This is a genomic window from Xenorhabdus thailandensis, from assembly GCF_037996785.1.
In the GTDB taxonomy this organism is placed as follows: domain Bacteria; phylum Pseudomonadota; class Gammaproteobacteria; order Enterobacterales; family Enterobacteriaceae; genus Xenorhabdus; species Xenorhabdus griffiniae.
Genome location: NZ_JBBMXF010000007.1, coordinates 586,956 through 608,501, shown reverse-complemented (window position 1 = coordinate 608,501; position 21,546 = coordinate 586,956). Strand labels below are relative to the sequence as shown.

21 protein-coding genes and 1 pseudogene are annotated in these 21,546 nt (G+C 42.7%); 9 read left to right on the top strand and 13 right to left on the bottom strand.

Going from position 1 to position 21,546, the window contains the following annotated elements:
* Positions 1 to 15: 15 nt before the first annotated feature.
* The 4 genes from glpG to gntX form a co-directional block, all read right to left on the bottom strand.
* A complete protein-coding gene (gene glpG / locus AAC853_RS05375) occupies positions 16 to 876 on the bottom strand; it encodes a rhomboid family intramembrane serine protease GlpG (RefSeq protein WP_340613893.1) in 861 nt (286 codons plus the stop codon).
* A 61-nt stretch (positions 877 to 937) separates the two neighbouring features.
* Positions 938 to 1,261 (bottom strand): thiosulfate sulfurtransferase GlpE, encoded by a 324-nt coding sequence (glpE, locus tag AAC853_RS05370; protein ID WP_338884016.1) that lies wholly within the window; start codon positions 1,259 to 1,261, stop codon positions 938 to 940.
* Between the two features lie 175 nt (positions 1,262 to 1,436).
* Complete coding sequence (nfuA, locus tag AAC853_RS05365; RefSeq protein WP_338884017.1) at positions 1,437 to 2,012, bottom strand: Fe-S biogenesis protein NfuA; 576 nt, start codon at positions 2,010 to 2,012, stop codon at positions 1,437 to 1,439.
* Between the two features lie 59 nt (positions 2,013 to 2,071).
* Complete coding sequence (gntX, locus tag AAC853_RS05360; RefSeq protein WP_340613892.1) at positions 2,072 to 2,755, bottom strand: DNA utilization protein GntX; 684 nt, start codon at positions 2,753 to 2,755, stop codon at positions 2,072 to 2,074.
* A gap of 38 nt (positions 2,756 to 2,793) precedes the next feature.
* On the opposite strand from gntX, the gene bioH reads away from it, so the two are divergent.
* The 3 genes from bioH (at position 2,794) to AAC853_RS17775 (ending at position 4,292) form a co-directional block, all read left to right on the top strand.
* Positions 2,794 to 3,570, top strand: coding sequence for a pimeloyl-ACP methyl ester esterase BioH (bioH, locus tag AAC853_RS05355; RefSeq protein ID WP_340613891.1), 777 nt, complete (start codon positions 2,794 to 2,796; stop codon positions 3,568 to 3,570).
* 152 nt (positions 3,571 to 3,722) lie between these two features.
* Positions 3,723 to 3,995, top strand: a complete 273-nt coding sequence (locus tag AAC853_RS05350; RefSeq protein WP_338884021.1) for a CopG family ribbon-helix-helix protein — start codon at positions 3,723 to 3,725, stop codon at positions 3,993 to 3,995.
* A 39-nt stretch (positions 3,996 to 4,034) separates the two neighbouring features.
* Positions 4,035 to 4,292 carry a hypothetical protein gene (locus AAC853_RS17775; protein ID WP_422824179.1) on the top strand — a complete coding sequence of 86 codons (258 nt, stop codon included), beginning with the start codon at positions 4,035 to 4,037 and terminating at the stop codon, positions 4,290 to 4,292.
* Between the two features lie 89 nt (positions 4,293 to 4,381).
* On the opposite strand, the gene AAC853_RS05340 is transcribed toward AAC853_RS17775, so the two are convergent.
* The 8 genes and pseudogenes from AAC853_RS05340 to AAC853_RS05305 form a co-directional block, all read right to left on the bottom strand.
* On the bottom strand, positions 4,382 to 4,825 hold the full coding sequence (locus AAC853_RS05340; RefSeq protein WP_340613889.1) for an OsmC family protein: 444 nt from the start codon (positions 4,823 to 4,825) through the stop codon (positions 4,382 to 4,384).
* A gap of 144 nt (positions 4,826 to 4,969) precedes the next feature.
* Positions 4,970 to 5,209 carry a FeoC-like transcriptional regulator gene (locus tag AAC853_RS05335; RefSeq protein ID WP_074020763.1) on the bottom strand — a complete coding sequence of 80 codons (240 nt, stop codon included), beginning with the start codon at positions 5,207 to 5,209 and terminating at the stop codon, positions 4,970 to 4,972.
* 23 nt (positions 5,210 to 5,232) lie between these two features.
* The gene (gene feoB, locus AAC853_RS05330) at positions 5,233 to 7,545 is read right to left on the bottom strand and encodes a Fe(2+) transporter permease subunit FeoB (RefSeq protein WP_340614161.1); all 2,313 of its coding nucleotides are present in this window, start codon (positions 7,543 to 7,545) and stop codon (positions 5,233 to 5,235) included.
* A 126-nt stretch (positions 7,546 to 7,671) separates the two neighbouring features.
* Complete coding sequence (gene feoA / locus AAC853_RS05325; RefSeq protein ID WP_074020765.1) at positions 7,672 to 7,899, bottom strand: ferrous iron transporter A; 228 nt, start codon at positions 7,897 to 7,899, stop codon at positions 7,672 to 7,674.
* A gap of 322 nt (positions 7,900 to 8,221) precedes the next feature.
* Positions 8,222 to 8,383: a hypothetical protein gene (locus tag AAC853_RS05320; RefSeq protein ID WP_340613888.1), complete on the bottom strand. Its 162-nt coding sequence runs from the start codon at positions 8,381 to 8,383 to the stop codon at positions 8,222 to 8,224.
* A gap of 397 nt (positions 8,384 to 8,780) precedes the next feature.
* A complete protein-coding gene (locus AAC853_RS05315) occupies positions 8,781 to 12,323 on the bottom strand; it encodes an inverse autotransporter beta domain-containing protein (RefSeq protein ID WP_340613887.1) in 3,543 nt (1,180 codons plus the stop codon).
* A 105-nt stretch (positions 12,324 to 12,428) separates the two neighbouring features.
* Positions 12,429 to 12,764: pseudogene (locus AAC853_RS05310) on the bottom strand (transposase); the annotation flags it as partial.
* Between the two features lie 112 nt (positions 12,765 to 12,876).
* Entirely contained in the window at positions 12,877 to 13,035 is a 159-nt protein-coding gene (locus tag AAC853_RS05305) for a hypothetical protein (protein WP_340613886.1), read from the bottom strand.
* A 600-nt stretch (positions 13,036 to 13,635) separates the two neighbouring features.
* Between AAC853_RS05305 and AAC853_RS05300 the strand changes: the two genes are divergently transcribed.
* The 3 genes from AAC853_RS05300 (at position 13,636) to AAC853_RS05290 (ending at position 16,301) form a co-directional block, all read left to right on the top strand.
* Complete coding sequence (locus AAC853_RS05300) at positions 13,636 to 14,868, top strand: hypothetical protein (protein ID WP_340613885.1); 1,233 nt, start codon at positions 13,636 to 13,638, stop codon at positions 14,866 to 14,868.
* Between the two features lie 442 nt (positions 14,869 to 15,310).
* Complete coding sequence (locus tag AAC853_RS05295) at positions 15,311 to 15,784, top strand: hypothetical protein (protein ID WP_340613884.1); 474 nt, start codon at positions 15,311 to 15,313, stop codon at positions 15,782 to 15,784.
* Positions 15,785 to 15,794: 10 nt separating this feature from the next.
* On the top strand, positions 15,795 to 16,301 hold the full coding sequence (locus tag AAC853_RS05290) for a hypothetical protein (RefSeq protein WP_340613883.1): 507 nt from the start codon (positions 15,795 to 15,797) through the stop codon (positions 16,299 to 16,301).
* Positions 16,302 to 16,500: 199 nt separating this feature from the next.
* On the opposite strand, the gene AAC853_RS05285 is transcribed toward AAC853_RS05290, so the two are convergent.
* The gene (locus AAC853_RS05285; RefSeq protein ID WP_340613882.1) at positions 16,501 to 18,837 is read right to left on the bottom strand and encodes a Tex family protein; all 2,337 of its coding nucleotides are present in this window, start codon (positions 18,835 to 18,837) and stop codon (positions 16,501 to 16,503) included.
* Positions 18,838 to 19,111: 274 nt separating this feature from the next.
* Here AAC853_RS05285 and greB point away from each other — a divergent pair, with 274 nt between their 5' ends.
* From greB to AAC853_RS05270, 3 genes are all read left to right on the top strand, one after another.
* The gene (gene greB / locus AAC853_RS05280; protein ID WP_340613881.1) at positions 19,112 to 19,594 is read left to right on the top strand and encodes a transcription elongation factor GreB; all 483 of its coding nucleotides are present in this window, start codon (positions 19,112 to 19,114) and stop codon (positions 19,592 to 19,594) included.
* 100 nt (positions 19,595 to 19,694) lie between these two features.
* Positions 19,695 to 20,414, top strand: coding sequence for an osmolarity response regulator transcription factor OmpR (ompR, locus tag AAC853_RS05275; protein WP_338884033.1), 720 nt, complete (start codon positions 19,695 to 19,697; stop codon positions 20,412 to 20,414).
* Entirely contained in the window at positions 20,411 to 21,424 is a 1,014-nt protein-coding gene (locus AAC853_RS05270) for an ATP-binding protein (protein ID WP_340613880.1), read from the top strand. Before ompR ends, AAC853_RS05270 begins: the two co-directional genes overlap by 4 nt.
* Positions 21,425 to 21,546 lie beyond the last annotated feature (122 nt).

Here is a 21,546-nt window from a genome sequence, read left to right as displayed (position 1 = left end):
AGCCGAGGCTGAAATTTATTGAGGTTTATTTGGCATTTTTTGGTTTTTTTGTTTACGCAAATTATCCCATAACCCCATTAATAAACCGATGATTAATCCTGCAACATGGGCGGCATTGGCGATGTTTAACGAAAATAGATCGAAATAACCCACCAACAACCAAATGACAGAGATAGCGATTAACCCCCTGGGAGCACTGATCCCTCGTTTTGGAGAGATTTCACCGGTTAGCCAAACATACCCAATCAGTGCGTAGACGACCCCGGATAATCCTCCGAAATGAGATCCACTGAATAATGATTGCGCCCAGCTACTGAAAATGGCTGACACTATCGTGATTTCAAACAACTTACCGCTCCCAATCTTTTTCTCTACCTGGCTGCCGAAATACCACCATAAAGCAAGATTAAAGAGCAAGTGTGTCAGAGAGAAATGCAATAGCGTTGGGCTTATCCAGCGCCATAACTCCAGATACTGATCACTGTTGGCTGGCCATGCTAATCCATTCATAACATCCGGTATGCCGGCTATTGCCACCCAGAGGTAAACGAGGATACAGAGCAGAGTTATGGCAATAGTCAGGGAGCCAGACTGGTTTTTGAGCGTACTCAAATTCAGGTTGTGGTGATAGTTGGAGAAGCTGACAGATTTGCCTGTTTGCCAACTGGCAGCTTGGTAGCGTTCATTGAGTGGATCGCGAGCAAAGTGGCGAAGTTCCTCTTCAACCCGACTGAGTTGGCTATCATCCTCTAACCAGAGTTCAACTAATGACGGCTCATTGGTGGCCTGCATGGTCAAATGAATGCCCTGCGTCGCCATATAATCAATAAAGGCCTGAGCCAGCCGAGGGTTAGATATTGAGGTTATATGGATCATTGCTCGTCTTATCTCTGCCTTAAGTTGAAGTTAATTGCATTATAATCAGTGCATTAAAGATTTATTGAGTATGGACAGCGTGAGGATAGTCTCTTTGCCAGACTTCAAAACCGCCATTGACACTATAAACGGTCTCAAAACCCATATTGATCAGGTACTGTGCTGCTCCTTGGCTGCTATGGCCGTGGTAGCACATTACCATGACCGGTTGGTCAAAATCCGCTTCTTGTAGAAAGCTATTGAGTGTTTCATTTGTTAGGTGGAACGCATCGGTTACGTGTCCAGCATGGAAACTTTGTGGATCGCGGATATCAACCATGACTGCGGTTTTATCGAGCCAATGTTGGTAAGCCTGTTCAGGAGTTATCGTTTGAAAATGGTCCATAAATACTCAACGTAGTTTCTAAAATTTTCATTTTCAATATATTCATTTCTTAATAGTCGTCAGGTCATACCTGACTGCCTTCCCAATATAACGATTGGGAAGGCGTAGAAATGTAGAGATAGAAAATGTTAGAAACAGAAAAATGGTTAAAAATTGTCAAAATAAGAATGAAAAATCAGTAATATGAATGTTCACCGCGCTGATGCTCAGTCAGATCTTTCACACCTTTTAATTCAGGGAAGGTCTGTAATAACTGTTTTTCGATCCCCTCTTTCAGAGTGACATCGACCATCGAACAGCCGTTACATCCACCGCCGAATTGCAAAATAGCATAACCTTCATCGGTGATTTCCATCAGGCTGACACGGCCACCATGTCCTGCGAGCTGTGGGTTGATCTGCGATTGCAGGACATATTCAACACGATCAATCAGTGGGGCACCATCCGCCACTTTGCGCATTTTAGCGTTCGGGGCTTTCAGGGTCAGTTGGGAACCCAATTGATCGGTCACAAAATCAATGACAGCTTCTTCCAGAAAAGGTGCACTAATTTCATCAACATAAGCTGAGAGTTGATCGAACTTCAATTCGGTGTCAGTGGCTTCAACAGCATCCGGTGGGCAATAGGAAACACCGCATTCGGCGGTTGGTGTTCCTGGATTAATAACAAAGACGCGGATCTGTGTGCCCGGTTCTTGATTTGCCAGTAGCTTGGCAAAATGTGCTTGCGCTGCTTCAGTAATATTAATCATGTCATTTGCTCAATAGTTGACTGTTCTAGTTGGTTATAATACGCCCATTTATAAAGGAACTACAAGGTTCGGCATATTGCCCAAGCCTGTACAGAACGAGCACCAGCACGAATTATCAACTGTGAAGCCTCATGCAGTGTCGTGCCCGTAGTGATCACATCGTCGAAAATTGCGACATGTTGATCGGTAAAATCGCCCTGTAATTGAAAGGCTTGCCTAAGATTGGTTCTTCTTTGGGCGGCAGATAAGCCCCGCTGCGTGAGTGTAGCACGTGAGCGGCGTAAAAAATCCGGTTGATATGGACATTGCAGCCAACGCGATAGGGATCGGGTAATGAGTTCAATGTGATCGAAACCACGTTGCCAGCGTTTTCTGCGGTGCAGAGGTATGCCCAATATGCGATCTGGCTTATGCCAGCGGCCTTCACGATAGCCTTGCAACCAATGCAGCAGGAACAAACGCGCCAGCACGGAGGCGAGTTGTGGGGTGTTGTTATATTTATAGCGTTGAATAAGCTGACTTAATGGTGGGGTGTAATCCGTAATGGCGATCAAATATTGCCACGCTGGGGGACTCTTTATGCATCGCCCACAGGGAAAGTTGCCGGATTCAGAAGGCAGTGCACAGCGTGGACAGACATGTTGCAACCGCCTTAAGTGACGGTGGCAGAGATAACAAATCCCATGATGGGCAAAATACAAATTTTGCTGGCATAGCCAACAGTATCCAACCATTGTTAGCATAGTTTCCTTCCTTGGTGATAAATAAAGTGAGAATAACAATGAATCAGTTGTTTTGGCAGAGAATTGGCGATGCACCACATGATCTTGTGATGCTGCACGGATGGGGTTTAAACGCTGAGGTTTGGCGCTCAGTGGAAACGCGATTGGCTTCGCATTTTCGTTTGCATCTGGTGGATTTACCGGGTTATGGGCGTAGCCAAGCGTATTCGGCTATGTCATTGGCGGACATGGCAGAGATTGTTTGGCAGCAAGCGCCAGTAAATGCCTTGTGGCTAGGTTGGTCTTTAGGAGGATTGGTGGCTAGCCGGATTGCTTTGGATCACCCAGCACACGTTGCGGGTTTGATCACGGTAGCTTCTTCGCCAAGATTTAGTGCTGATGGCGACTGGCCAGGAATTAAGCCGGAGGTCTTGAGTGCCTTTGAGCATCAATTAAGTACCGATTTTCAAAAGACAGTCGAACGGTTTCTGGCATTGCAGACGTTAGGAACAGACAGTGCACGTCAGGATGCCCGTGTACTGAAATCAGTGATCCTGAACCAGCCGATGCCGACAGTCGAGGTACTTAATGCCGGTTTGGAAATCCTGCGCACTGATGATTTAAGAGAGGAATTATCCCAACTTCAATTACCTTTCCTACGTCTATATGGTTATCTTGATGGTTTAGTACCGCGTAAGATTGCTTCACAGCTTGACAAGGCATGGCCACATACGCACTCCGTTATGATGCGCAACGCTGCCCATGCCCCTTTTATTTCCCATCCAGAGGAGTTTGTTGACGTGTTGACGAATTTTGCTTCTGATATTGGATGGTAATTATCGATAACTACTCTCTCTGGTGTTACATATAAACTATGGGTAATTTGAGCAATAGCAGGGAGGGATCTTAAACGATAAATCCGGTCATAAAGAAACATTGTAATGACAAACTTAAAAGGTATTACCTTTTAATATTAAGGTGGAAGAAAATGGCAACCTCAGTAAAACTTGACGATAACTTGAAAAGCCGGATCCAGTATTTGGCAAAAGTGCGGCATCGTTCAGCGCATTGGATAATGCGTGAAGCTATACGTGACTATGTAGAGCGTGAAGAAAAACGAGAATCTTTCAAACAGGATGCCTTGCGTGCTTGGGAAGCGTATCAAGAGAATGGACTACACCTGACGTTTGAAGAAGCAGACGACTGGTTAGCTAAACTTGAAGCCGGAGAAGATGCGGAGTTACCTGAATGTCACGTTTGATTTGATCTCCGCCTGCTCTCGCTGATATACAGCGGCTCTATGGTAAAAGACAAAGACACTGCTCGTCGAGCGATTAAAACAATACGCGCTGGCGTGAACTGGCACACCAGCCTAAAGCAGGACGCCCTGCTGACGACATGGATCCAGCATTCCGAGAATGGCTTATTGATTTTGGAAGTAGTGGCTATATCGCCTTGTACCGCATTGAGGGTGAAACAGCAACAATTCTTGCTGTACGGCATCAAAGAGAGGTTGGATATTAATAAAAAGAAAGTCAATCTCTTATCTGACCAATAAATGGAATAAACGGCACAACGTATATGTTTATTCCATTCTTGATGCAATGCAATCGGTAATAAAAATATTCACTACCTTGTTATCACCCTTTATTTATTCGGATAAACCTCAGTCACAATTTCTGGTGTATTCACGATAGTATCGAGAACAGGGCAATTACTTTCGACAAAGGTAATAAAATCACGGATCTCTTGTTCGGTATTATCGGCTTTAATATAAAATTTGGAGGTGATTTTTGAAAATCCCATTTTGGCGTTTTTATTTTTACCCGTGAAGCCATCGGTATCCAGTTCTCCTTCCACTTTAACTTGAATATCGATCAACTTGATTTTATGCTTGCGGGCAAAGCTTTTTGCCACAATACATTGACATGCACCAAATGCAGAAAGTAATGCTTCCACTGGATTCATCGCCTCATCGGTTCCGCCGAGGCTTTTGGGTTCGTCTACATGAAAAGTAAAATCTCGCGATGAGCATTTCATTTTGAGATGGCCAACTGACTCAACTGTTGCAGTGAATAACTCTTTAGGCATATTACTATCCTCAGGTTATTAATATAGGGATACTGCATCCCAGATAATAAAGAGAGAGTTATAATTAATCTATATATTCTTTTTAAACGTTTATCAGAAGGGATTTTTCTACAAGGTAATTATAGCGATAAGGCAGGGAGTTCCTTATTTTTTTACCGCAAGCTGATACGCTTTAGTGTCACATTTTTGTGTTTCCGGGCACTGCTTGCAGCCCCCGCTGAGGCAGGAGGAAGCATCCACTTCCTCCAGTTTACCCATTATGACAAGCTGCTTGAGCATGGCTTCCACCATTGGCAGCGGTGCTGAAAACTGATGGCTCAATGACCTGGCATCGGTACGCCCGTTGAGGGCAACAGCATCTCTGATTTTCAGCAGGTTAATCATTCATGGCTCCTCAATGGTTCCGGCTAGTGACAGCTATTGTTTGAGCATTCGCAACGACGGTCTGTGGCGTTGTTGAATGTCACAGTGACTCGGCTGCGGGCGCGGCGTAAACCAATCACTATTAGAATGTTAAATAGGATCACGGCCAGAATGGTGATCAGGCTACTTTGTGGATGAGCTGAAAACGTTGTGATTTGATAAAACAGCGCTGACAGAGAATAAGCAACGTTTAATCCCCACAGAATCGAAAATGTCATCCAGCCACGGCTGGTTTCACGGGCAATGGCGCCCATCACGGAAACACAAGGCACGTACAGCAATACGAAAATCAGGTAACTGTAGGCAGAAATGGCAGAGCCAAATTTGGCACTCATGGTGCCCATCGAGCTGCGATCCATGTTGCCATCACCTTTGCTGGCTTCAATCGGATTAGAAAGTGCGCTCAAAGTGAAGGTTTCTTTCAGGCTATCCCACGTTTCTGCGACCGAATCTTTTAGTTGATCCAATAAATTAAATTCATCGGGATTAAATGGCTCTTGAGCAAGGTTTTCTGCGGTATAGAGGGTATTTAGGGTTCCGACAACCACTTCTTTTGCCATCGCGCCAGTGATAAGCCCGACAGTGGCTTGCCAGTTATCGGAATGCACACCGATAGGTTGCAACACAGGTGTAAGCACTTTACTGACGGAGGCCAGCGCCGATTGGTTGATATTATCTACGGTCTTGCCGGAGAAGGAGAAACTGTTCAGCGCGCCAATCAACATGCTTGCTGCGACAATCACTTTACCTGCGCGTATGACGAAACCTTTCAGCCTTTGCCATGTCTGGAGCAATAGAGTTTTGGCATGGGGAACATGATAAACCGGCAGCTCCATAACAAATGGCGATGCTTCACCGCGCATTAGCGTGAATTTTAGCAGCAGCCCTGTCAGGATGGCGATGACAATCCCCAGGATATACAGGGAAAAAACGATGCTTGCTCCTTCTTTGCCGAAGAAAGCGGCAGCGAAGACGGCAAAGATCGCTAACCTTGCCCCGCAAGACATAAACGGTGCCATCATGATGGTAATCAGTCGCTCACGCGGGGCATCCAGTGTCCTTGAACCCATCACGGCAGGTACGTTACAACCAAAGCCAACAATCAGGGGTACAAAGGATTTACCCGGCAACCCTATGGCTTGCATCAGCCTGTCCATGACAAATGCTGCCCGTGCCATGTAGCCGGAATCTTCCAGAAAGGAGAGGAACAGGTACATCATGCCAATTTGAGGAACCAGAGGTAGTACCGTGTTAATGCCCCCGCCAATTCCCTGAGCAAGGAACACTGTTAACCAATGCGGGAAATGGAGAGTATGGCCGAGCCATTGCATTCCATCGATGAAAATGGCAGCGGAAGCTCCGTCGAAGATAGGCTGTAAGGCTCCACCAATATTGATAGCCAGCACAAACATCAGGTACATGACAAACAGAAAGATAGGTAAACCCAACCAGCGGTTCAGAATAACGGTATCTAACACTTGGGTTAGTTTGTTTGGTGTGGCTGAGCGGGTATCAATGACCGCCAGACAAATTTCACTGATGGTTTGATAGCGTGAGCCGGCAATGATGAGATCGGGTTCTTCAATTTGTTGTTTTTGTAGGCGTTCCTTGCTTTCAGCCAATTGTGTGTGAGTCAGGCCGGATACCTCACGGCTGTAAATATCCCCTTCCAGGACTTGCAAAGTCAGCCAGCGGCATTGTTGTGGCGTGAATTTTTCTGTGATCTGGCTGGAAAGGTGGGAAATTTCCTGCAATAACGCATCAGGATAATTAACCTGTACAGGATTAGATTTCTGTGGGTAATTGTCGATGGTTTTTTTTAGTGTATCTATCCCTGTGGCGCGGGTTGAAACTAGCGGGATGACCGGACAGCCAAGGCGTTTCTCCAGTGCAGGAATATCAATATTGATGCGTTGATTTTGGGCGATATCCAACATGTTCAGTGCAATGATGCAGGGAACACCCAGTTCAATCAATTGCAGTGAGAGATAAAGGTTACGCTCCAGATTAGATGCATCAACAACATTGATCAGCATATCCGCTTCACCACTGAGGATATAGTGGCAGGCAATTTGTTCATCAATGGAAGTTTGCTCAGAAATGGTGGTAAGCGAATAAGTGCCAGGGAGGTCGACAAGTTCGACCTGATGGTTATCAGTGATAAAGTGGCCGGTTTTGCGTTCTACGGTAACACCAGCCCAGTTTCCCACGCGTTGGTGAGAGCCAGTAAGCTGGTTAAAAAGCGTTGTTTTGCCGGCATTGGGATTACCAATCAGGCCAATGGTTAATTGTTTCATCATACTTTCTGCCAATCAGGAAAGCGAATTTCGTACCTTAGCTATACGTTCAGTACTCTGGTTACATCGGGTTATAAAAAATTTATGGTCGATGGTTATTCTGAACCAAATCGTCTTAGAGCTTTGTTAATTCAGATCTTCATGTAACATAAGAAATGCTAAATCTTGTTTACGAAGGGTAAGGCTAACTCTGCGTGTTTCGATTTGTATTGGATCGCCCAATGGAGCGAAGCGAATGACCTGAAATGTTGAGCCAGGTAACATACCGAGTGACAATAATTTTTGTCGGTAAGCTGGGGTAATTTCTGGAGAAAATCCCAGAATTTTATACCTACGTTCTGGAATAAGAACCATATAAATCTCCGCTCTAACTGAAAAAATAAGTGATTATAAGAATTATTATCCTCAATAACGGGAGAACCACAAGAAAAAAGTAGGGTAATTCCTCTGAATTATAGTTGCTAATGATAATAATACGCAACTGCGATGTTCGCTATTTATATTGGATAAGATGGGAATGAATTGATATTTATCAAATTAATGGTGGTTTTATTGAAAATAAGTCATTATCAAAATTATTTAATATTTGGAAAAATTCTTTATTGATAAGCTATGTTAATGAACAGAACTTATTGATTTTTATTTCATTATTAATTTAACAAATTATTGGCTTGAATTAGCTTTTTGGAGGATAAATCAGTTCACTTAATGGAACCTGTATACGCTTATCATCCTGGTACTGGCTCCAGGCTGAATCTTCATCTGGATTATGAGTGGAAAGGTTAAAAATACGTATATTGCTGAGTAGATCAAAACTGCTTTGGATATATTTATTCATGGTTTTTCCTCAACAGTATGAATGCGTTCTTGATACCTAAAACGCGAAATTAATTGGGTATAAGAATATTGGAATGTTATGGATAATTTATATTATTCAATAAATTCCAATTATTATGAGATTTATTGTGAAATGAATTATACGGAGGATTAATTAAAATATGCAGCAGATGTCATCACTTATTCAAATTTATAACGTCATTAATGAATATTAATACAGTGTATAAACATAAACCGAGTATGTATCATATTGGCATAAAAAAAGATACTCAATAATTCGAACCAATGATAAAGCAATATACTTTGTGATAGAAACTATAACAGACTCGGCTTTTTACTGAACCTAAAAAGCCGAGTCTACATTTACGTGATGATAAAATAACTATACTTAAGAAAATTTAATTTACAAATGAAACTCCCCCTCCTCGAGTACATGTTTTTAATGTAGTTGGAGGTGTCTTCTCTCCCGGCTCAACTATGGCAACACATGGGAAGACATTAAGTGAATCATGGGTAGTACTCTTCCCTATAATTTTAACTTTCAACTCTCCAGGAGTCTTGCTACCGTCATCGAGAGGTAGAAAATCGACTTCGTCGCCAGGCAAGCTTGGGTCTGGGTCTGAAAACCATGCAATAGAAATATGACCCGGCTTTCCTTTGGGCGCATTTTTAACAGGACTACCGTCAGGACCTTTCATCGTCGCAGTATATATAAAATAATCTGTTCCATTCGGCTTAAGTACTCTAGTGTCAGTGGTCGAGGGTGGGTGTTGGACGGTCATTTGGGGTTCACTGAACGTTGGCCAATCGAATCCCACCGTCACAGGCTGAGTTGCTCCAATGCCATCCACTGAAGCCGTTACGGCAACGTATTGAGGCTTATTACTGATTAATGATGCGGTAGCTTTACCGTCATGTGTATTGGTCGTACTACTTGAGGGAATTATTATTGCGTTCTTGTCACCAGATTGATCAACTGTTACATGCCAGTTAACTTTCTTATTAGGCAACGGGTTACCATTACCATCCGTAACGGTGACTGTCAGGTTATAAGGTTTACCTATCACTACAGGGCTTTGTACATCCAATGTTATTGGCGATATCCCTGTTAGTTTGAAATCTACCGTATACGTTGGTGATTGAACAGGCTTATTTTTCCCCACCTTGAGTGAAACTACCACATCCCCACTGAATGCCTTAGTACTGGTGATGATTGCCTTTAAGTTTCCTTTGTCATCTGTTTTAGTCTCTTGGGTTAGTGTTATTCCAGATTTAGCGGCGTCTGATGGTTTATCTATCTTCCAATGTGCATCACTAATGACCGTACCCTCTTTAACGGGGTTGCCATCAGCACCCAGGATAGTCGCCATAAATTGATATTGTTGGTAACCACCGGCCGATAAGGCCTGTAATTTCTCGGACGTAATACCAGCCTGACTAACACTATAATCTTGGGTATCTTTAGTAAAGGTCACTTTGGTTTGTGCAGAAACAGCAGCCTGACCTTCAATGGAAAGCGAAACTACCACATCCCCACTGAATGCCTTAGTACTGGTGATGATTGCCTTTAAGTTTCCTTTGTCATCTGTTTTAGTCTCTTGGGTTAGTGTTATTCCAGATTTAGCGGCGTCTGATGGTTTATCTATCTTCCAATGTGCATCACTAATGACCGTACCCTCTTTAACGGGGTTGCCATCAGCACCCAGGATAGTCGCCATAAATTGATATTGTTGGTAACCACCGGCCGATAAGGCCTGTAATTTCTCGGACGTAATACCAGCCTGACTAACACTATAATCTTGGGTATCTTTAGTAAAGGTCACTTTGGTTTGTGCAGAAACAGCAGCCTGACCTTCAATGGAAAGCGAAACTACCACATCCCCACTGAATGCCTTAGTACTGGTGATGATTGCCTTTAAGTTTCCTTTGTCATCTGTTTTAGTCTCTTGGGTTAGTGTTATTCCAGATTTAGCGGCGTCTGATGGTTTATCTATCTTCCAATGTGCATCACTAATGACCGTACCCTCTTTAACGGGGTTGCCATCAGCACCCAGGATAGTCGCCATAAATTGATATTGTTGGTAACCACCGGCCGATAAGGCCTGTAATTTCTCGGACGTAATACCAGCCTGACCAATACTGTAATCTTTGGAATTGGCTGGATTGTCACCAAAGCTGACTTCGCCCACTAATTCTGGAGGCTGGCTATCTATTTGCAGGTACACCTTGACATTTTTATGTGGGTGTTGACTGACTAAGACCGGTTTTTGTTTGAAACGCCCGTTTTCATCAAGAACCACAGAATCCGACGTTCCCCAATCAAGTAACTTCAACCCACTCTCTGGGCCGATTTTAGGATCGGTTATCCACTGAACATGATTGATGGTGACATTTTTTATCGGTGCATTAGCGGCCGTATCAAAGGTAATCACAGGGTCAAACGTATATCCGTCCTTTTGATCTCCTGTCGCAGGTAATGGTCCTGCTGGAGTAAAGTTAGCTCCTTCCTGTTTTTTCAGCATAAACGGCCTGACAATGACACGCATTTCAGCAGGCGCTGATTTTTGGTTATTTTCCCATTCAGCAACAGCATAAATGGGGTAATTGTTATTTTGGTTATCGCCAGATAAATAGGTTGGTAGGGTAACGTTGATGGTGTTGCCGGTCTTGGAAGAGAGTTTCCCACCGTGTTGTTCAAAATCTTTGTTGGTTGCCCAATGGATCTGCTTAAGCGGAGACTCAGAAGAGAACTTGGCGGTAATATCCTGCTGACTTCCACTATAGCCGGTGATAACCTCCGGCAGCGACAATTGAGCGGCTGGCTTTGCCTGATGCTCAAGGACGATATGGTTATTTCTTTCTACCAGATCATAACGGCTGCCTGCTAATGTCCTCGCTATCGCCACGTTTTCTGGCGATAACTGCACACTCAGGGGAACACCCAATCTATAGCTTAAGTTCGCCAAAAACTGTGTTTCGTTGTGCCCGTTTCCTTGTTTATAATCCACACCCAGAGTAAATAGCGGAACTGGGGTGTAAGACAGCCCCAATGTAGCCAGGACGGGGTTTTTCTGTTTGGTGTCACGATCGAATAAAGTAACCTCATCGCCAAAATATTGCTCATAAGTCAGTTTGGCGCCCAGATTAGGGTAAGCAGGTAAGAAAAACTCCCCACTAATGTCATAACCGTTGGCTGGGCGTTCGTAATAACCGACAAAATCCCGTGAGTTTTTCCAGTTACTGACACGAAAATAGGTATTAGCAGCCAGTTTAATGTTGTCTGCCCACACTTCTCCGCCCAGCCCAAGACGCTGGTTTTTGCCCGTCAGGTCATTGTCATAAAAGGTATTCAGGCCATACATCCAGTCCTGATAGAAATAACGACCACCCAATCCTACGTTGATGGTATCCCGACTGTCTTTGTTGCGATAGCCAAGTTGGGAAAAGAACATCCAATCCGCTTTATTATCATAAAGTGGCAGTAAAAGATCGAGTGAGCTGTTTTTTCGCGATCCCTTTTTATCCAGTCCAAAATTAATTCTGGCCGTACCAAACTGTGATAACCATTTTTGTGCCTCAGACGTTACCATGCCGTTAACTTGCCCTAACGCATAGGATTTGGCGTGTTCGGCCAATTCTGAAGGTGAAGATGACAGGATATTACCGGCCATTTGGAGGTTTTTAGTAATAATATTTTGTGTATCAGCATCTGAGGGGTGATTGTTTTCTTTTACGCTACTTTTTTTATACGTATCCGAATTCAGATATTTTTTATCTGATTCATTCACTCGCCCGCTGATATTATCGTTCTTATCTGCTTTTTTCGTAGCTCTTTCAGTTTTAAGCCACCCTTCTGCAAAGGAATTCGTTATTGTATAGGGTACTAATAACGTGTAAAGAAAAAAGAGCAAAAATATGACCTTACCAATATATGATAACATATTCATATACCTCATATTAAATAATCCGGATTTAGCCCTATTGTGATAATAGTGATGTATTTTATTTTTGCGTTATTAAAGATAGTTATCACGTGATAATTATTTTCAATAAGTTAGGGCGTGTTGACGTTTATTGTTTATCATCCACTCAACCCACATGGATAGCCATATCATGACAAACGCCAGTGCTAACATATTGGCGTAATTTCGGGCTAACTTATCGTATTTTGTTGCAATAGCTCGAAAATATTTTATTCTGGCAAACGCATTTTCGACTAAATTCCAGTAGCGATATAAAAAATCATCAATATTCTTATCTGATTTTCGGCTATTATTTCGGTAAGGAATGACTGTTTTCGAACCTTGTTTTTCAACAAAAATTCTGAATTTATTACTATCGTAACCTTTATCAGCAATGACAAAATCGGATGCGGGTGTGCTCTGGCAAACAAGCTGGCGCGAATAGCATGGGCAATCACCACTCAGCGCATTGAATATCAGGGCTGATATATGTATTTCTAAATCAACGGGTTAATTTTTTAGCAGTTAAACGTTAGTCACCCATCTGGTTTTGCGAAGATTGATTATTGATGACATGAACGGCCAGTCGGCATGATGAATAGCCTGACAAAAAGAATGGTTCATTGAAGTCGAAGGGCTTTTTAGGTTCATCAGGCGCGGAACTCATTGAGGCGCGGGCATCCTTGCTCATAATGACGCTGGATAGATCAAGTAAGCCTACTATGCATCAAAATCAGTGTTGCAAAAACGGAGTGACCATAGATCTTTTTTGGCATCTGTCAGGGTAATTTTCATGAGCGCGATCTTGATCTGATTCGAATAAAAAATCAAGCATCTTCCATTACGATTGGTATATATATATGAATCTACGATGTACTATTGGTGAATAATAATTTCATCTAAAAAACCTCCCCTAAAAATTTACCACACAAAAATAATCCACCATATAAATTATTACTTATAAAGTAGCTTACTTAAATCCCTTATTCATAGAAAAGTCCTTTTTACTCGCATTAAATACATTTAAATCACCAAAAAAAACCAAAAGTTAGAGTAAGATTTAATTTCACAGTATATTTAACTTAAAATAAAATCAACACAATTAACCTCTGGATTTAAAAAATAATATCAATATAGTGAGAGCTTAACAGCAGTAATTTCAGTGAATATCTAGCTCTTAACCAAGCGCTATTAAATAGTTTTTAATTAACTTCATATTAAAACAGGAAAACATATCTATTCCAACGTGGAATAATTATTACCACAGAACTATATTTAGGAGTGTTAATATATGAATTCTAATAAAACTAGTACGGATTCAATTACTGGTAATTTTTTACAAAATACCACATTACTGAATTCCACAATTAATGATATCAGTGCAAAAAACCTGACCGTTGCAAACCTGACATTAGCCGATGAAGCAACTAAAAATAGCTTAGCACAACAACTTTGTGATGTTTTAAATGCATGTGTTCTGGCAGCCCTTACGAAATCAAATATTGCGGATTTAAAACTGACTGATGCTACCCTGATCAATCCCATAATAAACAAAAGTCTGAAATTAGATGATGATGCACTGGCATCATTACTCAAACAATTAAATGGAGCCAAACTAGAATCACTAACTTTGTTAAGAAGCACCTTGGAGTCCCCGAGCATACAGGATTCAATCACATTAGATCCGAATGCATTATCAGCTTTGATGCAGCAATTAAAAGAGCCATTGGATGATCAAATAATACCGTTAATACAAAAAGTATTAATGGATGAACCTGTAATAAACAAACCAACAATAAGTGGCGGTTTATTATCAGAAAATGCTTTAATCACCAGTAGTGAAATAAGTAACAATACTGGAAAAAACAATGCTTTTTCAGTAACGCAGTTAATTGAAGAAACTAATATTGAAGGCCATTTAACGCTGGATACTATAGCGCTTACGGATTTATGCACGCAATTATCACCCTGTATACAAAACAACATACAAGATAAAGTTGATAACTATTTATCAACGACATCGGTGCTTCCTAAAAATATGGCTGGTTGTGATGGTAATCCATTAAAACCAACAGATAAAATTCCTACCTGTGATGTTGTTGACGAAAAGATAAAAAAGGCCACCGTTGCTAATCCTCAAATAATAACAAACTTAACGGGTTGTGACGGTAATCCATTAAAGCTAACCGATAAAATTGCTACCTGTGAGCATGTTCAAGAGACTGTTAAAAAGATTGAGATTAAGTCAATTACCGATGTTGCATATGATAACGTTAAGAAAACAATGACCTTAACTGTGACTTATACCAGCGGGGATAAAACACCTCTGACTGTTGATATGAGTCATATGCAAATGGGTGCAGATGGTGACACGGGTTTGACCTCTGGCGGCAAAGCCCCGGCAACTACGTCAGGAATGGAAGTTCCTACCACATTTTTTGGTGGTCGTGCCATGTTATTGGGTACACCGGATGCATGGTTTACGGCCGGTGATTATGTCATACCTGCATTTAAAAAAGCCTAAGGTGTACCCATGATAAGCTGACGTTCTATTATTTGGTCACGTATTCAGCCCGTTGATTAATATCAAACATAGTATTCAATTAATACTCTTGGAATAATAAATTTATGTAAAAAATTCGAATTTCGAAAATATGGGATAGGCAACATTACGTTGTCAATCTGGAGTTATTAAAAAATGAATATGTGTCAAATTTTGATATTATGGAAATTGTTGCTATTTTTGTGATTAAAGAACACTAATTAATTTTAGATTGGATTATTTATCCACTCTGTTCTTAATAAAAAATCTCATGCTAATGAGTAATAATAAAATCTCATTATAGTGATTTTAAAAATAATCGTTTGATGAAGCGATATATTCTGATTTGAATTGCAAAAATCACTTGGATTCGCCTAGCTAAGTGAAATTTATAATAGTTTATTACTGATAATAAGGATTTTAAATGGATAAGTTTACACTTATAGTAGATGATGGCTCTTCACACCGTCCTCTTAAAACCGGTGAACAAATAACACAATTAAAGGGTCATGGAGTGCGACAATCATTTACAAAGACAATAACAGATAATGATTGGGTATCTTCAGGTAATGTAGTTTATTTTTCGCTAGAAAATAAATTAAATCTTAACTCGCAATGGAATGACTTTTTGAGTTTTCAGTTACGTATGTATGTTGATTTCGAACCGGGATTGCCAACGTATACGTTTTGTTGGAATTGGGAAAAAGATCGCAACGCGATGAAGAATTATAATATTAGATTCGATGTTATATTTTTTAAGAAACCAGAATATTATATTGATTATTCTTCAGAGAATCCCCAAAGAATTGCAATATCATCAAGGCCACAACCAATTACTATACCGTATTTTATTGATGCATTTTCTTATCCAGCCAATTTTAGGCAAGATATATCCTGAGGAATACTTGATGAATTCTCCCATTTCTTTAATAATTTCGACTGAAAATTACCAAAAACCAATAAATTCGGATGTTATATTACCAGCGGATGATAAGGTTTATTCGATGGTTTCGATTGTTTATTACGGAAATATTGGCGAACCTGATCCAAATGATCCCTTTTATCCCGGTAATTACTTTGAATTTGGTAATTTAATGGCACTTCCTAAAGTCATAGCAGAAGCAGGACCAAAAGGTTACGTATGTTTATCTCAAGTCAGCTTGTTAATGACATTTTATTCTAAACAAAATAAAAAAATCACCCCAATTATTATGAACAATGGTCAAGCCCGTTTTGATGATACGGAATATAATTGGAATAAATCATTTCAACAAAATTTCGGTATTTATTTTCCAGAAATTCCTGACTACAGTATAGATCATTACAAAGTTCCAGGGAAAAAATACCCTTTTATGGGTAGTGATGATGCACGGATTGCAGTTCGTAGAGATTATATTTATTACCCTACTAGTTAATTGATTTTGACATGTAATTATATATGTATTTAATTATATGATTATATGTATAACTTGCGTTCAAATAATCAGAACCACCCGCATAGCGGGTGGTTTTATGTTTAAGAAGCTAACGCATCTTAAACTGGCTAAAGCCATAGTAAAAACCCGCCTTCATAGAAGGCGGCATTGATTTAAGTCAACTAACGTTTTTTGTTAATTAACGTTTTTTACTAAAGGCGGCGGCCAATGCATCACTCATCGCGCTATTGGCTAAAGGCGCAGAACCTGAACGCGAAACAGGGCGGTTTCTGCCATTGCCGTTACGATTATTGCGATTTTGACGGTTGCCTTCTTGGGCGCTACGGCGTGCTTGAGTTTCACCAGGTTGCTCATCAAGACGCATGGTCAATGCAATACGTTTGCGGTTGAGGTCAACATCCATCACCTTCACTTTCACGATGTCACCTGTCTTGACGACGGTGTGTGGATCTTCCACAAAGCGATCGGAGAGGGAAGAGATATGAACCAGGCCATCCTGATGGACACCGATATCCACGAATGCACCAAAATTGGTCACGTTAGTTACCGTACCTTCCAAGATCATGCCTGCTTGCAGGTCGTTCATGGTTTCAACCCCATCGGCAAATGTGGCGGTCTTGAATTCAGGACGCGGATCGCGACCTGGTTTTTCCAGCTCTTTCAGGATATCGGTGACGGTCGGGATCCCAAATTTTTCGGTCGTGAACTCCTGGGCGCTCAGGTTACGCAAATTAGCAGGATTGCCCATCAGTTCAGGCAGGGTTTGCTGGGTTGCGGCCAGGATTTTTTCAACGACGGGATAGGCTTCTGGGTGCACCGTTGAAGCATCCAGCGGGTTATCACCTTGATTGATACGCAGGAAGCCTGCGCATTGCAGGAAGGCTTTTGGTCCCAGACGGGTCACTTTCAATAGCTGGTTACGGTTGTTGAAACGACCGTTTTCATCGCGCCAGTTAACAATATTCTGGGCAACCGTGCGCGTCAGGCCAGCAACGCGAGTCAACAACGCGACAGAGGCGGTATTCAGGTCAACACCGACACTGTTTACACAGTCTTCAACCACGTTATCCAGTTTCTTAGCCAGAAAAGTCTGGCTGACATCATGCTGGTATTGACCAACACCGATGGATTTGGGTTCGATTTTCACCAGCTCAGCCAGTGGATCTTGCAAGCGGCGAGCGATGGAGACAGCACCACGCAGGGAAACATCCAGATCAGGGAATTCTTGCGCAGCCAATTCAGATGCGGAATAGACAGAGGCTCCCGCTTCACTGACGACCACTTTCTGTGCCGTAACGTCAGGATACTGTTTCTGAACGTTGGCAAAGAAACGCTCTGTTTCACGGGATGCGGTGCCGTTGCCAATCGCAACCAGTTCCACTTGGTGTTTGGTGCACAGCGCTGCGACGGTAGCAGCCGCTTTGTTTTCCTGTCCAGTGTGCGGATAAATGGTATCGGTGGCAATCAGTTTGCCTGTCGCGTCAACAACAGCGACTTTTACCCCTGTACGTAAACCCGGGTCCAGGCCCATTGTTGCACGCATACCCGCAGGCGCAGCCATCAGCAGGTCATTCAGGTTACGGGCGAATACGTTAATAGCCTCGTTTTCGGCTTTCTCACGCAGTGTGCCCATCAGTTCGGTTTCCAGATGCAGCAGTACCTTGATACGCCATGTCCAGCTCACCACTGTTTTGCGCCAATTGTCAGCCGGTGCATTGTTCAGGCGCAGATTCAGGTGATCGGTAATAATTTGTTCGCAGTGACTCTCTTTCGGTGCTTCTTCAAATTGTGGATCCGCATTTAAAGAGAGTTGCAGGATACCTTCGTTCCGTCCACGGAACATAGCAAGGGCACGGTGGGAAGGAACAACAGCAATGGCTTCGTGGTGGTCGAAGTAATCGCTGAATTTCGCGCCTTCTTCCTCTTTACCTTCGATAACCTTAGAAACCAGGTGAGCATTTTTCCATAAATAGTCACGTACCTTCGCCAGCAAGGTTGCATCTTCGGCAAAACGCTCCATCAGGATATAACGTGCGCCATCCAATGCTGCCTTGGTATCAGCAACGCCCTTGTCAGCATTGACATAGGCCGCCGCCGCCAGTTCTGGCTCTTGTTGCGGATCTTGCCAAAGCAGATCGGCCAGAGGCTCCAATCCGGCTTCGATGGCTGTTTGTCCACGGGTACGGCGTTTAGGTTTATAAGGCAGGTACAGATCTTCCAACTCAGTCTTGCTGAGCGTCGCGTTAATCGCTTCTGCCAGCTCAACGGTTAGCTTTCCCTGTTCCTCAATTGATTTCAGGATAGTTTGACGGCGGCTGGACAGTTCACGCAGATAGCCGAGCCGGCTTTCGAGTTGGCGGAGCTGTGTGTCATCCAGACCACCGGTGGCCTCTTTACGGTAGCGGGCGATAAAGGGAACCGTATTTCCCTCATCAAGCAGGGAAATGGCAGCTAGGATTTGCTGTGGTTGAGCCTGTAGCTCACCGGCAATGATTCGACTTAAAGATTCATTCATGGTCTGTTTTCTTCAACTTCTTTAGGGTCTGTAGATATCCTGCGACATCATCAGACAGAGCCGGATAAGATCAAATTTCATCTGAAACAGTATCGGCATGGTTCAAACTGGCTCCATTTATACGTGCTGAGCGCGATAATTTCCAGTTTAGCGCGATATTTCAATTATGTTGCAGCAGAATTCATCAAATATCTTCTGAGTTGGGATTGGGTTGATGAGAGTTGATAAGATATAGTACTGCGCCATTAATCATCTTTTCTCAAGTGAGTTTTTCATGGCCAAGAGTCACTATATTACCCGAGAGGGTTGGCATGTACTTGATCAGGAATTGAAATATCTTTGGAAGGTTGAACGCCCTAAAGTGACCCAAGCTGTTTCAGATGCTGCTGCATTGGGGGATCGTTCAGAGAATGCAGAGTACATTTATGGTAAAAAAAGGTTAAGAGAAATTGACCGCCGAGTGCGTTTTTTGTCCAAACGTCTGGATGTCCTGCAAATTGTCGATCCTGACCCACGACAAGAAGGAAAAGTCTTTTTTGGGGCGTGGGTAAAAGTTGAAAACGAGTATGAGGAAGAACACCTATTTCGTTTGGTGGGACCGGATGAATTCGATCCGGCTAAAAAATGGATCTCCATTGATTCTCCGGTGGCGAGGGCGTTACTGGGTAAGCAGGTTGATGATGAAGTCACGGTGATGACACCGAATGGCGCGGTGACTTACTGGATACTGGAAATTAGCTATCAGCCTTTGGCATAAGTTGCCTTAAAATACATGTGGTTAAGTCTCTATTGGAGTTATGGGTTTTCTTGTGAGAGTGATGGATGTTGCGGGCATGGAGCATCTTAGGAGCTGAAACATGCAAGAGAGTTATAAGATCCTTGTTGTTGATGATGATATGCGCTTGCGGGCGTTACTGGAACGTTATTTATCCGAACAAGGGTTTCAGGTGCGTAGTGCCGCAAATGCAGAGCAGATGGATCGTTTATTGACCAGAGAATCCATCCAATTGATTGTCCTGGATTTAATGTTACCGGGTGAAGATGGGTTGTCTATCTGTCGCAGGCTGAGAAGTCAGCATAACGCGATCCCGATCATCATGATATCCGCGAAAGGGGAAGAGGTTGATAGGATTGTTGGGCTTGAAATTGGCGCTGATGATTATCTTGCCAAGCCTTTTAACCCGCGTGAATTGTTAGCACGTATACGTGCTGTTCTGCGGCGGCAAGCGAAGGAATTGCCGGGGGCGCCGACGCCGGATAATGCGGTGATCAAGTTTGGGAAATTTAAACTTGATCTTGGAACGCGTGAAATGTTCAATCGAGATGAATTATTACCTTTGACGAGTGGGGAATTTTCCGTGTTGAAGGTGTTGGTTTCTTATCCACGAGAGCCATTATCACGGGATAAGTTGATGAATTTGGCTCGGGGGCGAGAGTATGGTGCGATGGAGCGTTCCATTGATGTCCAGATTTCCCGTTTGCGTCGCCTGATTGAAGAAGATCCTGCCCATCCACGTTATATCCAGACGGTCTGGGGGCTGGGATACGTTTTTGTTCCTGATGGAAACAAGGTATGAAAAAGCCCAGTGTGAAAAAGTTTTGGCTTTCTCTGCGTACTTTGTTTTTCCGTGTCCTGTACTTAGTGCTGGGCAGCTTGCTGTTCAGTACTCTGATCACCTTACTGCTGGTGGTATTAGAAGCACTCCCTTTTAACGCGGTATTTCCCTATCTCTTTATCAGTGTTTTTGCGATGGCATTGTCTGTGTTTATGGTGTTCTGGCGATATTCCGCTATCCAGAAACACTCATTAAAGGTGATGCAAAAAGCCGTTATCGACATAAGAAAAGGAAGAAGAGGCTCATCAGTGCCTGAAATGGGGATGCCCGCTATTCGTGCCGTAATTAGGGCGCTTAACCAGTTGTCGATAGAACTGAAATCACAGGAAAGTGATCAGGCGGTATTAATAGCTGGCGTGAGCCATGACTTGCGTACTCCGCTTACCCGTATCCGTCTGGCGATGGAAATGATGGAGGGAAAAGATGATTTTCTGACAGAATCTATCCATCAGGACATTGAAGAATGCAATGCCATGATTGATCAATTCATTGATTATCAGCGAGCAGGGCAGGAGATGCCGATGACATGCTGTGAATTGAATGGGTTGCTTGAAGAGGTGATGACAGCAGAGCAGCGTTGTGCCGCAGATACAGATATTGAAAATCGTTTAGCTACCAGTTCAATTTTCATTTCAGCCCACCCCTTTTCCATCAAACGTGTACTGGTCAATTTGTTTACTAATGCCCGTCGTTACGGCAATGGGTGGATCCGCATCAGTAGTGGCTCAACAGAAAAATTTGGCTGGTTTCAAGTTGAGGACAACGGCACTGGAATGACGAAAGAAGAAGCCGCTGTTTTATTCCAACCTTTTATGCAAGGAAATAATAGACGTGAAATAAATAGTGGCGTGGGGCTGGGGCTGGCGATCATCCGCCGTATCATTGATAGCCACGGGGGAGATATTCAGGTGGGGAGCAGTGAAAAACAGGGGTTATCAATTCGTATCTCTATTCCGTTGAGTACAATATGATGAAAATCGCGTTGAACGCAAAATAAGGCACGGCTGCAACTTTAATATCGCTTGTTTAAGTGAAAGTGGCCTCTCTTTTGCCATGTGTGCTATCTCCAGTTGTACCCGATAAAGATCTCCCA

Excerpts from the sequence above, each read along its gene's own strand:
- glpE (WP_338884016.1), bottom strand. The coding sequence starts at position 1,261 with ATGGACCATTTTCAAACGATAACTCCTGAACAGGCTTACCAACATTGG.
- glpG (WP_340613893.1), bottom strand. The coding sequence starts at position 876 with ATGATCCATATAACCTCAATATCTAACCCTCGGCTGGCTCAGGCCTTT.
- AAC853_RS05290 (WP_340613883.1), top strand. The coding sequence starts at position 15,795 with ATGAATTCTCCCATTTCTTTAATAATTTCGACTGAAAATTACCAAAAA.
- ompR (WP_338884033.1), top strand. The coding sequence starts at position 19,695 with ATGCAAGAGAGTTATAAGATCCTTGTTGTTGATGATGATATGCGCTTG.
- AAC853_RS05320 (WP_340613888.1), bottom strand. The coding sequence starts at position 8,383 with ATGAATAAATATATCCAAAGCAGTTTTGATCTACTCAGCAATATACGT.
- AAC853_RS05305 (WP_340613886.1), bottom strand. The coding sequence starts at position 13,035 with ATGAGCAAGGATGCCCGCGCCTCAATGAGTTCCGCGCCTGATGAACCT.
- AAC853_RS05335 (WP_074020763.1), bottom strand. The coding sequence starts at position 5,209 with ATGATTAACCTGCTGAAAATCAGAGATGCTGTTGCCCTCAACGGGCGT.
- feoB (WP_340614161.1), bottom strand. The coding sequence starts at position 7,545 with ATGAAACAATTAACCATTGGCCTGATTGGTAATCCCAATGCCGGCAAA.
- AAC853_RS05285 (WP_340613882.1), bottom strand. The coding sequence starts at position 18,837 with ATGAATGAATCTTTAAGTCGAATCATTGCCGGTGAGCTACAGGCTCAA.
- AAC853_RS05270 (WP_340613880.1), top strand. The coding sequence starts at position 20,411 with ATGAAAAAGCCCAGTGTGAAAAAGTTTTGGCTTTCTCTGCGTACTTTG.
- feoA (WP_074020765.1), bottom strand. The coding sequence starts at position 7,899 with ATGGTTCTTATTCCAGAACGTAGGTATAAAATTCTGGGATTTTCTCCA.
- AAC853_RS05350 (WP_338884021.1), top strand. The coding sequence starts at position 3,723 with ATGGCAACCTCAGTAAAACTTGACGATAACTTGAAAAGCCGGATCCAG.
- nfuA (WP_338884017.1), bottom strand. The coding sequence starts at position 2,012 with ATGATTAATATTACTGAAGCAGCGCAAGCACATTTTGCCAAGCTACTG.
- AAC853_RS05300 (WP_340613885.1), top strand. The coding sequence starts at position 13,636 with ATGAATTCTAATAAAACTAGTACGGATTCAATTACTGGTAATTTTTTA.
- greB (WP_340613881.1), top strand. The coding sequence starts at position 19,112 with ATGGCCAAGAGTCACTATATTACCCGAGAGGGTTGGCATGTACTTGAT.
- bioH (WP_340613891.1), top strand. The coding sequence starts at position 2,794 with ATGAATCAGTTGTTTTGGCAGAGAATTGGCGATGCACCACATGATCTT.
- AAC853_RS05295 (WP_340613884.1), top strand. The coding sequence starts at position 15,311 with ATGGATAAGTTTACACTTATAGTAGATGATGGCTCTTCACACCGTCCT.
- AAC853_RS05340 (WP_340613889.1), bottom strand. The coding sequence starts at position 4,825 with ATGCCTAAAGAGTTATTCACTGCAACAGTTGAGTCAGTTGGCCATCTC.
- AAC853_RS05315 (WP_340613887.1), bottom strand. The coding sequence starts at position 12,323 with ATGTTATCATATATTGGTAAGGTCATATTTTTGCTCTTTTTTCTTTAC.
- gntX (WP_340613892.1), bottom strand. The coding sequence starts at position 2,755 with ATGCTAACAATGGTTGGATACTGTTGGCTATGCCAGCAAAATTTGTAT.
- AAC853_RS17775 (WP_422824179.1), top strand. The coding sequence starts at position 4,035 with ATGGTAAAAGACAAAGACACTGCTCGTCGAGCGATTAAAACAATACGC.